The 14,665-nt window shown below is 40.9% G+C and carries 14 protein-coding genes; 7 read left to right on the top strand and 7 right to left on the bottom strand.

Annotated features, from left to right (window positions below; genetic code table 11):
• Positions 1 to 3: 3 nt before the first annotated feature.
• Genes rseB through rpoE form a run of 3 tightly spaced genes read right to left on the bottom strand, consistent with a single transcriptional unit; the run spans position 4 to position 2,215 of the window.
• Positions 4 to 954, bottom strand: coding sequence for a sigma-E factor regulatory protein RseB (gene rseB / locus EL244_RS11885; RefSeq protein WP_006814799.1), 951 nt, complete (start codon positions 952 to 954; stop codon positions 4 to 6).
• On the bottom strand, positions 954 to 1,577 hold the full coding sequence (gene rseA, locus EL244_RS11890) for an anti-sigma-E factor RseA (RefSeq protein ID WP_006814800.1): 624 nt from the start codon (positions 1,575 to 1,577) through the stop codon (positions 954 to 956). The genes rseB and rseA overlap by 1 nt, the downstream gene beginning before the upstream one ends.
• Positions 1,578 to 1,636: 59 nt before the next feature.
• A complete protein-coding gene (gene rpoE, locus EL244_RS11895; RefSeq protein ID WP_006814801.1) occupies positions 1,637 to 2,215 on the bottom strand; it encodes an RNA polymerase sigma factor RpoE in 579 nt (192 codons plus the stop codon).
• Between the two features lie 375 nt (positions 2,216 to 2,590).
• Here rpoE and nadB point away from each other — a divergent pair, with 375 nt between their 5' ends.
• Positions 2,591 to 4,192 carry an L-aspartate oxidase gene (nadB, locus tag EL244_RS11900; protein WP_126461120.1) on the top strand — a complete coding sequence of 534 codons (1,602 nt, stop codon included), beginning with the start codon at positions 2,591 to 2,593 and terminating at the stop codon, positions 4,190 to 4,192.
• Between the two features lie 56 nt (positions 4,193 to 4,248).
• Here nadB and trmN read toward each other — a convergent pair whose 3' ends face one another.
• Complete coding sequence (trmN, locus tag EL244_RS11905) at positions 4,249 to 4,983, bottom strand: tRNA(1)(Val) (adenine(37)-N(6))-methyltransferase TrmN (RefSeq protein ID WP_126461123.1); 735 nt, start codon at positions 4,981 to 4,983, stop codon at positions 4,249 to 4,251.
• A 159-nt stretch (positions 4,984 to 5,142) separates the two neighbouring features.
• Between trmN and EL244_RS11910 the strand changes: the two genes are divergently transcribed.
• The 4 genes from EL244_RS11910 to srmB all read left to right on the top strand — a co-directional run bounded on the left by EL244_RS11910 (position 5,143) and on the right by srmB (position 9,922).
• Complete coding sequence (locus tag EL244_RS11910; protein WP_126461126.1) at positions 5,143 to 5,874, top strand: IclR family transcriptional regulator; 732 nt, start codon at positions 5,143 to 5,145, stop codon at positions 5,872 to 5,874.
• Between the two features lie 2 nt (positions 5,875 to 5,876).
• On the top strand, positions 5,877 to 6,794 hold the full coding sequence (gene hutG / locus EL244_RS11915) for a formimidoylglutamase (protein WP_126461128.1): 918 nt from the start codon (positions 5,877 to 5,879) through the stop codon (positions 6,792 to 6,794).
• 418 nt (positions 6,795 to 7,212) lie between these two features.
• A complete protein-coding gene (gltS, locus tag EL244_RS11920) occupies positions 7,213 to 8,418 on the top strand; it encodes a sodium/glutamate symporter (RefSeq protein ID WP_006814806.1) in 1,206 nt (401 codons plus the stop codon).
• A 163-nt stretch (positions 8,419 to 8,581) separates the two neighbouring features.
• Positions 8,582 to 9,922: an ATP-dependent RNA helicase SrmB gene (gene srmB / locus EL244_RS11925; RefSeq protein WP_126461131.1), complete on the top strand. Its 1,341-nt coding sequence runs from the start codon at positions 8,582 to 8,584 to the stop codon at positions 9,920 to 9,922.
• A gap of 31 nt (positions 9,923 to 9,953) precedes the next feature.
• On the opposite strand, the gene EL244_RS11930 is transcribed toward srmB, so the two are convergent.
• Positions 9,954 to 11,402, bottom strand: coding sequence for a Tle-like phospholipase domain-containing protein (locus tag EL244_RS11930; protein ID WP_126461134.1), 1,449 nt, complete (start codon positions 11,400 to 11,402; stop codon positions 9,954 to 9,956).
• A gap of 160 nt (positions 11,403 to 11,562) precedes the next feature.
• On the bottom strand, positions 11,563 to 11,946 hold the full coding sequence (gene grcA, locus EL244_RS11935) for an autonomous glycyl radical cofactor GrcA (protein WP_006814809.1): 384 nt from the start codon (positions 11,944 to 11,946) through the stop codon (positions 11,563 to 11,565).
• 329 nt (positions 11,947 to 12,275) lie between these two features.
• On the opposite strand from grcA, the gene ung reads away from it, so the two are divergent.
• Positions 12,276 to 12,956, top strand: a complete 681-nt coding sequence (gene ung / locus EL244_RS11940; protein ID WP_039855076.1) for a uracil-DNA glycosylase — start codon at positions 12,276 to 12,278, stop codon at positions 12,954 to 12,956.
• Between the two features lie 63 nt (positions 12,957 to 13,019).
• Here the strand turns inward: ung and grpE are convergent, their stop codons facing one another.
• On the bottom strand, positions 13,020 to 13,598 hold the full coding sequence (gene grpE, locus EL244_RS11945) for a nucleotide exchange factor GrpE (protein ID WP_006814811.1): 579 nt from the start codon (positions 13,596 to 13,598) through the stop codon (positions 13,020 to 13,022).
• 101 nt (positions 13,599 to 13,699) lie between these two features.
• Between grpE and nadK the strand changes: the two genes are divergently transcribed.
• Positions 13,700 to 14,599 (top strand): NAD(+) kinase, encoded by a 900-nt coding sequence (nadK, locus tag EL244_RS11950; RefSeq protein ID WP_039855403.1) that lies wholly within the window; start codon positions 13,700 to 13,702, stop codon positions 14,597 to 14,599.
• Positions 14,600 to 14,665 lie beyond the last annotated feature (66 nt).

Here is a 14,665-nt window from a genome sequence, read left to right on the forward strand (position 1 = left end):
GATTTACTCCCGAAATTGGATGCTACTCGCAATTAACTGTGAGGTTGCAAGCGGTAGCTCGCCTATTATCGTAATCACATTTTGCTTCTGAGTCATGGTATAAATTGTGCGGCGACCATTTTGCAACGGTTGATCGAGCAGAGGACCTTTGGATGCTTTAGTCACATTCACCGAAAAAGTGAACAGACCATCACTAAACATAGCGGTTTCTATTACATCATCATCCGCTAATTTCCTTACTGAGCGTGAGGTTTCCTCAAAACCAGGAGGGAGCATCCCAACTTGCCATTTAAATGAAGGATTTTCATTTCTTGGGGACACAAGTAATGGCGGTAAATTAACATTGCGTAATGTAGCTAATGAATCTTGTACCGTTTTGCTATCTAGCACCGTAGAAATCACGCGAAATTGTTCTAGTGTCTGACTGTTGTTATCTAATAAATCCACGCGTAGTGGCAATTTAGTTTCTTCATCGATGAGAACAACATAATTAAAGCGAGAATTGTCTTTTGAAATAATGCGGATAACTAATGCAGGTCTGTCACCAATATGGGTACGACCAGCATCGATAAAATTATAATAAGGTTGAATTTTTTGATAATCTGCAAATAACACCATTGGTAAATTATCAATGATATGGTCGCCGTTTAGGCTAAAGGCATCAAATCCCGGCTCAAAATAACTGATTCGATCCCCTTTTTGCACAATCTCTCGGCGAGATGAGTCCATTTGAATCATCTGAGAGATATTCTCACCGTCAATGATGGCGTGGCGGTAACGAACGGGAACAATATTTTGTGGGTTGAATGTCATGAATGACATTTCATAAGATAGATTCTGGGCAGCAGATCCCATTTCTTTAAAAAGAACATCGGCATCTTGTGTAGATGCCGAAGCTTGATTAGAAACAATCAGGCTGCCCGTCAGGCAGATGACGGATAACCATTTTTTCATTATTGCAGTTTAACTCCGGCAGACGCTGCATTTTTATCATTTTCATTATGCTGTTGATTTAGCATAGAACGTCTTTCAATCTCATACTGTTGCAGCATTGCATTAATTCGTTGGTTCTGTTGTTCAATTTGCTGAGTTTGCTGGTCTGTACCAAATAATTGGCTATCTGACAGATTCAAACTTACAGGCGCTCCACGACCGACTGGCACTGTGTTAAACACTGGTTCATCGACCATTGAATCTACAGAATTGCTTTGGTTATATTGTTGAACACCAACAATGACCGCCAACGATACACAAGCTGCCACACCAATTTGAGTGATTTGGCTGGCCCATGGACGAATCTTGTTCCAGAACGGAAGTCGATTCCACGTGGAAGGTTCAGGTTGCGACTCGACAACTACCTGAGGATTAATTCGCACAGCTTCATTCTCTAATGCTGCCGCAACTTTACTTGCAATATCAAGATGGATGACATCGCCAATATCATTACGCAGAGTATCACGAACAAGATGATAGCTCTCCCAGCGCTGTTTCAACGCTGAATCACATGAAATGGTATTAATGAGTTCTAAATCTAGAGCTTCACCATCCATCATTGCGGAAAGTTTCTCTCTTTGCATGCCCAATTACCTTCAGTTAATTGCTCACAGTTAAATTTTGACCCACAACTCCAACAATATTAATAATGTTGGATCAAGGGTTGAACTTTCTCATCTATTGCTTCCCTTGCTCTAAAGATCCGCGAACGCACAGTACCTACAGGGCAATCCATCACTTCGGCAATTTCTTCGTAGCTTAAACCTTCTAATTCTCGTAACGTAATTGCCGTTCGAAGATCTTCGGGTAATGACTCAATGGTACGGAAAACAACTTTCTTCAGTTCTTCAGACAACATTAAGTTCTCTGGGTTCGAAATTTCTTTTAAAGCACCAGCTGTTTCAAAGTTCTCAGCATCGCTCGCTTCCAGATCAGACGCGGGTGGGCGCCGATCTTGGGCAACTAAATAATTTTTAGCTGTGTTGACCGCGATTCGATAAAGCCAAGTATAAAAAGCACTATCACCACGAAATGATCCAATTGCACGATAAGCCTTAATAAAGGACTCTTGCGCGACATCTGGAACATCGGATTGCGGCACATAACGAGAAACTAAACTTGCAACTTTATGCTGGTATTTAATTACCAGTAAGTTGAAGGCTTGTTGGTCGCCTTTTTGTACTTTTTCAACCAGTACTTGGTCTGTCAATTGCTCGCTCATTCCAGGAACAAACTCCCGAACGTAGACTGATAAATGCTTAACTTGACCATTTTCTCCCTTCCTTAAGCAAGCCTTACTTCGAGTAGTAAAAACAGACGAAGTTCAATTTAATACCCAAAAAATCGAAAAAAAATTAAAAAAATGAGATTCTGGTCTTCTTTCGATCCTAGAGATCCTTGTGAGTTATAACTAATAGTATACACAACCGTGTTATCAATGGGACATTCTGCGCGTAAAATCCTCGATGTGATAATACATGCCATCAATACAATTAACAGCGGATGTTAATGTGACCATCGATTAATACGTAGTCACAGGGGATTCGATAGGCTAACATAAAATCCTCAATAGATACTACATAACACGCAAACACTTATGAACGCATCCACACAGCATTATACTGATATTCTCATCATTGGGAGTGGTGTTGCCGGGTTATCCGCCGCTTTACGGCTCGCCCCTTTTCATCAAGTTACCATTCTCAGTAAAAGCAACCTCACAGAAGGTGCATCTTATTATGCTCAAGGCGGAATAGCCGCAGTTTTCGATGATACCGACAGCATCGAGTCTCATGTTGATGACACGCTAATTGCTGGTGCCGGTATTTGTGAAAAACAGTCCGTCGAATTTATTGCCTCGAATGCCAAACATTGTGTCCAATGGCTGATTGATCAAGGTGTCCTGTTCGACACCGAAGTGACTGAGACAGGGGAAACTCAGTATCACCTAACTCGAGAAGGTGGGCATAGCCACCGTCGTATTTTGCATCATGCTGATGCAACGGGTAAAGAAGTTGAAACCACTCTCGTTGACCTTGCTTTTTCCCATCCTAATATCCACATCAAAGAACGTTATAATGCCGTTGACTTGATCCTTGAAGATAAAAATCAATCCTCAGGTCATTCCCGAATTGTTGGCGCATATGTCTGGAATCGACAAAAAGAGCAAGTTGAAACGATCCAAGCCAAAACGATTGTCTTAGCCACAGGTGGTGCAGCAAAAGTTTACCAATATACTACTAACCCAGATATTTCATCTGGTGATGGCATTGCGATGGCATGGCGAGCAGGTTGCCGAGTTGCAAATTTAGAATTTAACCAATTCCATCCCACCTGTTTATTTCATCCTCAAGCTCGCAATTTTTTACTGACTGAGGCCTTACGTGGTGAAGGCGCCTATCTTAAGCGCCCTGATGGTAGCCGATTTATGCCGGACTATGATGAACGTGGTGAATTAGCACCACGGGATATAGTCGCTAGGGCGATTGACCACGAAATGAAGCGCCTTGGCGCTGACTGTATGTATTTAGATATTAGCCATAAATCGCCAGAATTTATTAAACATCATTTTCCAACCATATATGCCAAATTAATCACCCTTGGTTTAGACCTCACCAAAGATTCCATTCCAATCGTCCCTGCTGCCCACTATACCTGCGGTGGCGTTATGGTTGATCAAACTGGTATGACCGATATTCCTAACTTATACGCTATTGGCGAAGTCAGTTATACCGGATTACATGGGGCAAACCGCATGGCGTCGAACTCTCTACTCGAATGCTTAGTTTATGGTTGGGCCGCTGCGGAAAATATCATTCAAACGATCGATAAGATCCCTGATGTTCCACAACTTGATGATTGGGATGAAAGCCGAGTCCATAACTCCGATGAACAAGTTGTCATTCAGCATAACTGGCATGAATTAAGATTATTTATGTGGGATTACATGGGGATAGTTAGAAGCACTAAACGATTGGAACGTGCTTTGCGCCGCATTCATTTATTACAGCAGGAAATACATGATTATTATGCTAATTTTCGTATCTCCAACAATTTATTAGAACTAAGGAATCTAGTGCAAGTTGCCGAGTTAATGGTACGTTGCGCCCTAGAGCGTAAAGAGAGTCGTGGCTTACATTACACTTTAGATTACCCTGAACAACTGGAAAAATCAGGGCCCACAATTCTAACTCGATGAAATGAAAATAATAATTAATTTACCTATCTGTAAATATTTATATTGCAGGTAGGTAATTAATATTTCAAATAAAACGGTTGAATCAACGCTTTAAATTCATCGGTATATTGCCCATCTTGCTGTTTCAACGTCAAGGATGAAACCTCTGCCGTGCACGGCTCCAACCGTAATCCTAATAGCATGCGATGATATGGGGTATTTTGTTTATCACGCACATTCATGCGCAACGCACTAAACCATCCGTTCTCAACCGCCATTCCTTCTACTTTTTCACCAACGTCATAGGGTAAAACTAAACAAAAAATACCTTGTGGCAGTAAACAACGGCGAGCACATTCCAACAAAATTGGGTGGTTTAATGTACTGGTATAACGGGCTTGATCACGCTTTTCATCACGACAGGATATTGCTGGCTCGAAATAAGGCGGATTACTGACGATAACATCGTATTGCTTCGTGGTTTGCTCACTAAAACTAATAATATCTTGATTAACAATTTGTAAGCGTTCAGCCCATGGGGATTCATCAAAATTTTGTTGTGCTTGTGCCGCTGCATCACTATCAAGTTCCACTGCATCGATGTTGAGATGAGCATTTCGCTGCGCCAACATTAACGCAATCAAACCGCTGCCACTGCCAATATCTAACGCTCTTTGTACCCCATTAATTGGAGCCCATGCACCTAGTAAGACACCATCAGTACCCACTTTCATTGCACAACGGTCATGACCCACAAAGAATTGTTTAAAGGTAAACCCCCCTTTACGGTACTTCGGCTTTTGATTGCTCATGCTGTCACTCTGATTTGATTGTTATTTGTACTCAAATTCTCAATTTAGGCTCACAAATCGATAAATTTAATCTATTTGCAACAATTAGATTCTCATATTATGAGAATATCATTTGTTAGCTAAAAATTTTACTGCTAAGTTCGAAAAAAAGGAGATGCCATGAACAGCATAAATAGAACCCTAGATATCTTATCTTTCATCACTACCAGTGTATCTCCAGTCACACCCCAAGCAATCTCTAATGGGCTCAATATTCCTTTATCAACCGTTTATCGCTTATTAACAATTCTCATCAATTGGGAATTTGTCTCTTACTCTAAACAATATGGAACTTACACGGTTGGTGCGCAGAGTATCAAAACTCAAGAAAAATACTATCACCATAGTTTGCTGATGACGTCATCAAAGTCCGAGCTACAAGCTCTCGCGAAAAAGACCCAAGAAACCGCCGCCATCATTACCGCTAATCTTCGTGAGACTATCTGTGTGGATAAGATTGATAGTGAACAAGCGGTTCGTTGCTCGTTCATTGTTGGACACGGTAACACAGTGATCCGTGGTGCAAGCGCTAAAACGTTATTAGCTTTTCGTGATGAGCAATATCAAGAATTAGTGTTTGAAACTCATGGGAAGCAGTTACAGCAAGATAATTATTTGCAGACATTAAAGAAGGATTTAGTCCAGATCCGCCAGCAAGGTTATGGCATCTCAGTAAGCGAAATAGATGCTGGTGTTTTCGGCGCCTCCGCTCCTATTTTCAAAGGTAACGATATTTTAGCTGTGGTTTCCGTCATGGCTCCTGAATTTCGTTCAATTCATCGCGTCGATGAGCTTATCAAAGCAACGTGTCAAACCGCTCAAAACATAACAAAACTAATTAATTTGGAGTAATTATGTCGCAACCTTTTGTATGGCAAGGTCGTACTGATGGCGAAACCGCAGAGCATCTTAGAATCCATCAGGTTATCAATCAATTCTCACCTGCAAAGTTCGCACTGCTCGGTTTTGCTTCAGATGAAGGAGTAAGACGTAACAAGGGGCGTGAAGGTGCGAAAGCAGGCCCTGATGAAATTCGCCGCCAGTTGGCTGGGTTACCGATTCATCAACCTCTAGCTATCCGTGATGCCGGCACTGTGAGCTGCGATGATGGGGATTTAGAAAGTGCTCAGCGCAGATTATCTGATGAAATTATTAAGATCTTAGAACAGAAACAACAGCCAATTATTCTTGGTGGAGGGCATGAAGTCGGTTATGCCAGTTTTCAAGGAGTTTTTGATTTCGTTCAGAAATATTCTCCAGAAAAAACGATCGGAATTATCAACTTTGATGCTCACTTCGATTTACGAGAAGCATCCGAAGCGACCTCGGGCACACCATTTTTACAAGCTTCACAACTGTGTAAACGGTATCAACGCCCGTTTAATTATCTCTGTTTGGGTATTGCTGATCACGGAAACACTAAAGTGTTATTCAACACGGCAGATCGTCTTGGTTGCCAATATATTCGCGATAAAGCGCTAACACCAAGTCAGTTGCCCAAAGCCATTGAGCAGCTCCAGCTGTTTATTGATTCGGTCGATTATCTCTATATCACCGTGGATTTAGATGTATTTTCTGCCGGTATTGCTCCGGGAGTCAGTGCCCCAGCAGCACGAGGAATTTCTACTGAAACGTTTGATGAATTATTTAACGTTATCAAGGCGAGTGGCAAGATTGCGCTGTTTGACATCGCTGAATGTAATCCTGCATTTGATATTGATAACCACACATCAAAACTTGCAGCCTATTTGATTTACCAATATTTATTCTAAAAACAACAAGCACAATAAAACGACTGATAAACAACTTTACCTTGTCTTTCAATATATAAATAAAAGCTTAGTCAACTAAGCAACTATATAAAAATAAAAGTATTTAAATTTTAAATGCTTGGATTTTTGGGTTACAGATTGATGGAATTTCGAGTGGCAGCTAAGCGGTAAACGAAGGTATCCCTAGGAGAATACATAAGTATGTGACTAGGGGACCGGAGAGAAACCAACAACGCTGTAATTTGAAGAACAACCGTATATATCTCTAAAAAGATATTTATACCCTTGGATTTCGAGTTACAGCTAGGCGGTAAACGAAGGTATCCCTAGGAGCATACATAAGTATGTGACTAGGGTACCTGAGAGAAACCAACAACGCTGTAGCTTGAAAGACAAAGTATAAAACAAGGGGATACCAATGACGTTCCAAATCGACACACTCACCACACTCTTCCTGACAGTGCTCTGCCTGCTCATGGGTGTACACCTCAAAAAACGGATTGAATGGCTACAACGTTTTTGTATTCCTTCACCTGTCATTGGCGGTTTTTTAGTTAGTTTACTTATCTGGGGATTAAAATCTTTCGATCTGGCTGAAATCACTTTTGATACCAGCCTGCAAACATTTCTGATGGTCGCATTCTTTACCACTGTCGGTATCGATGGCAGTTTCCGCATTTTAAAAAGCGGTGGTCGTTTGTTAATCACTTACTTACTGATTTGTTGGACTCTCGTTATTTTCCAAGATACTTTCGGCGCAGGTCTGGCTCATCTACTGGGCATTGATCCGGTTATTGGGATCATGGCTGGCGGTGTTTCTCTCACAGGTGGACACGGTGGCGCGGCAGCATTTGGCAGTATGGCTGAAGGCCTTGGTGTACAATCTGCAACTGTTGCGGCTATCGCTGCTGCAACATTTGGTTTAATTTCAGGTAGCTTATTAGGTGGTCCCATCGCGAGCTACCTAATTAAAAAACACAAAGTAACGATTCAAAGCGAAGAAAATATTGAAAGTGTAAAAGTTGAAGAGAAGCTAGCAGGCAAAATCGACTCAATCGACGCACATGCTTTCTTAAAAATGTTAGCACTAATTTTAGGTGTGATGGTCATTGGTCAATTTGCTTCAGCGCAATTCACGAAAGCAACAGGATTCTCTTTGCCAAGCTATGTGGGTGCGATGATTATCGCGATCATTGTACGAAACATTAATGACCAAGTTGAAATTGTTCGAATTAACCAGAAATCCATCAATTTAATTTCCGACGTTTCATTAGGCCTATTTTTAACTATGGCGATGATGTCCTTAAAAATTTGGGAATTGAAAGTTATCGCACTACCATTATTTATCATCTTACTGGCACAAACTGTTGCTATCATCCTGTTTATTGTCTTCGTGGTCTTCCGACTATTAGGTAAAAACTACGATGCGGCGGTAATGTGTTCAGGCATGATGGGACATGGGCTAGGCGCGACACCAAACGCCATGGCAAACATGTCATCGGTTTGCGAGCGTTACAAACACGTCTCCATGAAAGCCTTCATGATTGTTCCATTAAGTGGTGCAGTGCTTATCGACCTCGTGGGGATCCCTTACCACACTTGGTTAATTAACATGCTCAGCTAATCAAGCAATAAACTTGCCTATTACGGGGCCAAACTCGTCGTAGGCAAGTCCTTCCCCATATACCCTCCGCCATTAAAAACAGGTAAACTCTACGAAAACTGATTTTTGTGGTGAACAATTTTGCTAACCTGTTTATAATCAGCGCCCCAAACAGAGGTATATCATGACTGCATCCACATTTTCTGAACTTGAACTTGATGAAAGCCTAATCACAGCGCTAACCAATAAAGGTTACGAGCGCCCAACGGCTATCCAAGAAGCCGCGATCCCTCCAGCAATGGATGGGCGCGACGTGTTAGGTTCAGCCCCTACCGGAACAGGTAAAACAGCGGCATTCTTATTGCCAGCAATTCAACATTTACTTGATTTTCCGAGAAAAAAATCAGGACCACCTCGTGTTCTGATCGTGACGCCAACTCGCGAATTAGCCATGCAAGTTGCTGATCAAGCAAAAGAGTTTTGCGCACATAATCATTTAGACGTCGCCACAATTACAGGCGGAGTCGCGTATATGAACCACGCAGAAGTGTTCAGCGAAAACCAAGATATTGTCGTCGCAACCACCGGTCGCCTACTGCAATATATTAAAGAAGAAAACTTTGACTGCCGCGCTGTAGAAATTTTGATCCTTGATGAAGCTGACCGCATGTTAGACATGGGTTTTGCTCACGATATCGAAACTATTGCGGCAGAAACCCGCTGGCGCAAACAAACCATGTTGTTCTCTGCAACCCTTGAAGGGGATGCTATCCGTGATTTCGCCGAGCGCTTATTGGAAGATCCTGTTGAGATTAGTGCAGACCCATCACGTCGTGAACGCAAAAAAATCCAACAGTTTTATTACCGTGCGGACAACCTAGAACACAAAACAGCCTTACTGTGCCATTTACTCAAACAAAAAGATGTCACTAAATCTATCGTATTTGTTCGTAAACGTGAGCGTGTACGTGAGGTCGTTCAGTGGCTACGAACTGCTGGGATTGAGCCTTGCTACATCGAAGGGGAAATGGTACAGGCTAAACGTAATGAAGCGGTGCGCCGTATGGTTACCGGGCAAGTTAACGTCCTAGTTGCTACCGATGTAGCTTCTCGCGGCTTAGACATTGAAAACGTAAGCCACGTATTTAACTTTGACCTACCACGTACGGCAGATGTTTATTTACACCGTATTGGTCGTACAGGACGTGCGGGACGTAAAGGTACTGCACTTTCACTTGTGGAAGCTCACGATTTCCCACTGTTTGGCAAAATCACCCGATACATTGAAGATCCTATCAAGATTCGAGTGGTGGATTCTTTACGGCCAACAACAAAAGCACCTTCAGATGCGATGCTGACGAAACCAAAACCGTCGAAGAAAGTGCTGGCTAAACGTAAAGAAAAGAAAAAAGAAGAACAAAGTAAAAAGAAAATTAAAGTACGTGAGCGCGATAAGAAAAATATCGGTAAGCGCCGTACATCTGCTACCCCGCCGACTCCAGATAATAGCGGAAAAACAGAGTAATTTAAGAAAAAACGGGCTTCGGTCCGTTTTTTTAATTCATCATTTGATAGATTTTTTTCCTCGAGGCTCTCCCCTCATCCGTTAATGATGTCTCTTTAATCATGTGATGACTTAAAATATCTCGGCAATTGTCACCTTGATTATTTTCCATCCGCCAATCAGCCCCTTTTGATAATAATAATTCAGCGACCTCAAGCGCATGGCTATTTAACGCATCATGTAACGGTGTATTACCTAAGCTATCTTTTACATTTACCATTATCCCGCTATGCAGCAAAATTTCTGACTGTGCAACTTGTCCACTCTGCGCAGCAATATGTAAAATACTTTTCTGCTGTGCTAATTTCATATTTTGAATTCCCTTCCCATATGAAGATTTAAGTAATACCTTAATAAACTGGCTATTCACCGAGCGAGCTGATTGCATTGCCAAACTATCAATATTACATTGCTTATTATTCATCGACAGCAGTGTAGAAAATTCATTTATATTTCCCTGCTTAATTGCGTTTTTACAACTTTCCTGCCAGTTTATAATTTTCTGCTCTTCAACAGTTGGAAACTCTGTAAGCATAATATCTACCTGCTTATCGAATTCCCCCGTAATAGCATTCCAGTTATTCCATGGTTTATATTTGCACATCATCCTAGTTATTTTCACCATCGTATGTGCAATAAAACTTCGGGTTAAGAGACGATGAGGAAGCCAGTCTTTCCAAGAGCTTTGTTCGCTATAGGCCATTTTAATACGATTTCCCAACGCAGGAGGGATTGGTAACGCGTTTTGAAGAGCATCAAGCCAATCATATTGGACAGTATAAAAGCGCATTAATCCATTATCTGCCATCTTCTTAGCTAAGTGATAATCCATGCCAATTTTTTGTACCGTACTTTGCGCTAGCCCTGCAGGACTAAATGAGATACAAGGGGACTGGCTAGCTAACCCAGCAATGGATGCGAGCCCACCACCAAGAGAATGTCCAGTACAAATAATATTACCCTGAACAGCTTTATATAGAATATTTGTTAATCCAACAGCTTGAAAATATTGGGGTTCATAGTATCCCAATCCTTGTCTGACATTGGCATAAAAATCGACTATATCGTTAGTCCCAGCAAAACATAGAATATATAAATTATTAAAACGGCAAATATTTGCTTGAAATCCAGTAAAATTATCACTTAGTAGTTCAGCCGTTATTCCCAACTGATTAATTTGTTCTGTATTTAGTTTTTTTATTCCATGAATTTCTTGCCAACGACTGTAATATGCGCCTCGTGACAATAGCGCTAAAAGATAATCCTTATTTTGTGCATCGCTTCCTAAAAAATCCTCCTTAGTGATATTTGATGACCATTTATCACCAACACTACAAAATGTTTCGGTAAATGGGTTTTGTATGTACAGATTTAAACCTTCTTGAATTAAAGAAAGTTCATCTTTTTTAATTATCGTCTGTAAGGTTGTACTCAAAGGCATAGACTCTCCCTAACAAATACGTTATTCAGGAAGAGTATTGAAATATAAATCGCGAACAGGGGAAATAATCGACTTTATTAGAAGGGAATAAAAAAGCCATTGATAACAATGGCTTTTAGAATTTGTTAAGCTCAGAGATCTATTGACCCCTTAATGTTTATTACAAACTTTCTGTGAAAGTACGAGTAATAACATCACGTTGTTGTTCTGGCGTTAATGAGTTAAAACGCACTGCGTAACCAGAAACACGGATAGTTAACTGTGGATATTTCTCTGGATTTTTTACTGCATCTTCCAATGTTTCACGGCTTAATACGTTAACATTTAAGTGCTGGCCACCTTCTACACGAACGGTTGGTTTCATTTCCAGAGGAACTTCACGGAACTCAAAAGCACCTAATTCATCTTTAGCAACTACTTGACCTTCGTTATAATCTGCTTTTGCACACACACAACGCGCTTCGTTTGTCTCATCATCCAGTAACCAGAATGAGTTCAGCAGTGCTGCATTATCAGTTTTAGTAATTTGAATACCAGTAATCATGTCGACCTCCACGTTCGAATCAGATTTTGATCAATCTTCGCTAACCATCTTTAATAGCTTTTGATTGGATAATTGGTCTAACCAACCTATTTATCTAATATATACCAGCTAGACACCCTGCTTTCTTTGATATTTATCAAATATTTTGTGTGGCAATCAATTTGGGGTGCGCATGTTTCTGATTTAAATCAAAAATCATATTTGCATTCTTTTAATTATTTTTTGTAAATTTTCAAAATAATTTGAAGGCATTAGCAATGAACAATACTTTATCTCTGACCAAGGAAACAGTAAGCTACCTTTATACATAGATAGCAATGGAATATTTCATGTCAAATACGGTAACTTGGCACGATGTGATTGGCTCAGAAAAGTCACAAACCTATTTTCAAGATACGCTGGCTTTCGTTGCCTCAGAACGCCAAAATGGAAAAATTATTTATCCACCACAAGAAGACGTCTTTAACGCTTTTCGTTATACAGAGCTGGCCGATGTCAAAGTCGTGATCCTAGGACAAGACCCTTACCATGGTCCGGGACAAGCCCACGGCTTATCCTTTTCCGTGCTTCCTGGCATCAAGGCACCACCATCTTTAGTCAATATGTATAAAGAGCTAGAACAAGATATCCCCGGCTTTGTGCGGCCTAATCATGGGTATTTACTGAGTTGGGCGCGGCAAGGGGTGTTACTTCTCAATACGGTATTAACCGTTGAGCAGGGAAATGCGCATTCGCATGCCCACTTGGGTTGGGAAACGTTTACAGATAAAGTAATCGAAGCAATCAATGAGCATACTGAAGGCGTTGTTTTTCTTTTATGGGGAGCGCATGCCCAAAAGAAAGGACGAATTATTGATACTAAACGCCATCATGTATTGAAAGCGCCTCATCCATCGCCACTTTCAGCTCATCGAGGTTTTCTTGGATGCGGACATTTTTCAAAAACTAATCAATTGTTAGAACAACAAGGTCTTACACCTATCAATTGGAATCCTGTCATTGACGAATAACATGAATTGATAGAAACAAAAATGGGATGCTAAGCATCCCATTTTATTTTAAATATCCTAAACTTACTTAGAAACAATAACCATCGCTGGTCGCAGTAAGCGGTTATTCAATGTATAACCTTTTTGCATCACATTGATCACTTGCCCAGCTTGGTGATCAGGGGATTCGATCATGGTCATTGCTTGGTGGACTTCAGGATTAAATGGTACGTTAGCAGCATCAACGACTTCTATACCGAATTTTCCGACAGCATCCAAGAACATTTTGAGAGTCAGATTCAAGCCTTCTAGCATCGCTTTTGATTCTTCGTTTTCGTGGTCAGCAGCATCAATAGCACGCTCTAAGTTATCTATAATAGGCAATAACTCATTTGAGAATTTCTCAAGAGCAAATTTGTGTGCTTTTTCGATGTCTTGCTCAGTACGACGACGAACATTTTCAATTTCTGCGTGAGCGCGCAACATTGCTTCTCGCTCAGTTTTTTGGGAAGCTTCAAGTTGCTGTTCAAGCTCAGCAATGCGCGCGGCTAACGCTTGTTCTTCAGCTTGTTGAGTATCGACTTCTTGTTCTGCTTCAACTTTTTGAGTTTCAGTTTGCTCAGAAGTTTGCTCATCATGCACATTTTGTTCTTTACTACTCATGAATATCTCCGCGTATTTAGCAATAATTCGATATATGAGAGTATTATGGGGATCTAATACAGGGATTCAAGGGAAGTCATACAATGAGAGGCCAAAAAAGTATGCAAACGGATAAGACAACACCACAATCACCATTTAAAACTATCGGTATTGTTGGGCACCCTAGGCATCCTGAAGCACTGGCAACCCATGAACTTATCTATCATTGGCTAATTTCGAAAAATTACCATGCGATTATTGATAAACAAGTTGCCAAAGATTTGAAATTGGCCAATGCCAATGCCGGTACATTGACTGAAATTGGTCAACAAGCCGATCTGGTCATTGTTGTCGGTGGTGACGGCAATATGCTTGGAGCGGCACGCATTTTATCTCGTTATAACAATAAAGTCATCGGTGTTAACCGTGGTAATTTAGGATTCTTAACTGACCTCGATCCCGATAATGCCCTGCAACAACTCTCCCGAGTTTTGGATGGTGAGTATCATGAAGAACAGCGTTTTTTATTAGAAGCGCAAGTGATCAAACCAAATCAAAAATCACGTAAAAGTAGTGCTATCAACGAGGTAGTACTTCACCCAGGCAAAGTTGCACATATGATTGAGTTTGAAGTCTATATTGATGATAAATTTGCTTTTTCTCAGCGTTCTGATGGATTAATTATTGCCACCCCAACGGGTTCTACAGCCTATTCATTATCTGCCGGCGGGCCTATTTTGACACCCAATCTCGACGCCATTGTATTGGTGCCAATGTTTCCTCATACATTGTCATCTCGTCCCCTCGTGATCAGCAGTGACAGCAGCATTCGCTTGAAATTTTTGCGTACCAACATTGACTATGAAGTGAGCTGTGATAGCCAAATTATGCTACCTATACAGGATGGCGAAGAAGTCATCATCAAACGTAGTTCAAAAAGCTTAAACTTAATACACCCAAAAGATTACAATTATTTCAATACGTTAAGCTCAAAGTTAGGTTGGTCCAAAAAAACTTTTTAATTTTTTCACTCTGCCTCTTTACTGTATAAAAAAACAGGCTAAACTGTATGAAAACACAGTTGTGTA

The organism is Providencia rustigianii, from assembly GCF_900637755.1.
Taxonomy (GTDB): Bacteria; Pseudomonadota; Gammaproteobacteria; order Enterobacterales; family Enterobacteriaceae; genus Providencia; species Providencia rustigianii.

Bases quoted from the DNA above. Each gene is read 5' to 3' on its own strand.
- rseB (WP_006814799.1), bottom strand. From the start codon at position 954: ATGAAAAAATGGTTATCCGTCATCTGCCTGACGGGCAGCCTGATTGTT.
- rseA (WP_006814800.1), bottom strand. From the start codon at position 1,577: ATGCAAAGAGAGAAACTTTCCGCAATGATGGATGGTGAAGCTCTAGAT.
- rpoE (WP_006814801.1), bottom strand. From the start codon at position 2,215: ATGAGCGAGCAATTGACAGACCAAGTACTGGTTGAAAAAGTACAAAAA.
- nadB (WP_126461120.1), top strand. From the start codon at position 2,591: ATGAACGCATCCACACAGCATTATACTGATATTCTCATCATTGGGAGT.
- trmN (WP_126461123.1), bottom strand. From the start codon at position 4,983: ATGAGCAATCAAAAGCCGAAGTACCGTAAAGGGGGGTTTACCTTTAAA.
- EL244_RS11910 (WP_126461126.1), top strand. From the start codon at position 5,143: ATGAACAGCATAAATAGAACCCTAGATATCTTATCTTTCATCACTACC.
- hutG (WP_126461128.1), top strand. From the start codon at position 5,877: ATGTCGCAACCTTTTGTATGGCAAGGTCGTACTGATGGCGAAACCGCA.
- gltS (WP_006814806.1), top strand. From the start codon at position 7,213: ATGACGTTCCAAATCGACACACTCACCACACTCTTCCTGACAGTGCTC.
- srmB (WP_126461131.1), top strand. From the start codon at position 8,582: ATGACTGCATCCACATTTTCTGAACTTGAACTTGATGAAAGCCTAATC.
- EL244_RS11930 (WP_126461134.1), bottom strand. From the start codon at position 11,402: ATGCCTTTGAGTACAACCTTACAGACGATAATTAAAAAAGATGAACTT.
- grcA (WP_006814809.1), bottom strand. From the start codon at position 11,946: ATGATTACTGGTATTCAAATTACTAAAACTGATAATGCAGCACTGCTG.
- ung (WP_039855076.1), top strand. From the start codon at position 12,276: ATGTCAAATACGGTAACTTGGCACGATGTGATTGGCTCAGAAAAGTCA.
- grpE (WP_006814811.1), bottom strand. From the start codon at position 13,598: ATGAGTAGTAAAGAACAAAATGTGCATGATGAGCAAACTTCTGAGCAA.
- nadK (WP_039855403.1), top strand. From the start codon at position 13,700: ATGCAAACGGATAAGACAACACCACAATCACCATTTAAAACTATCGGT.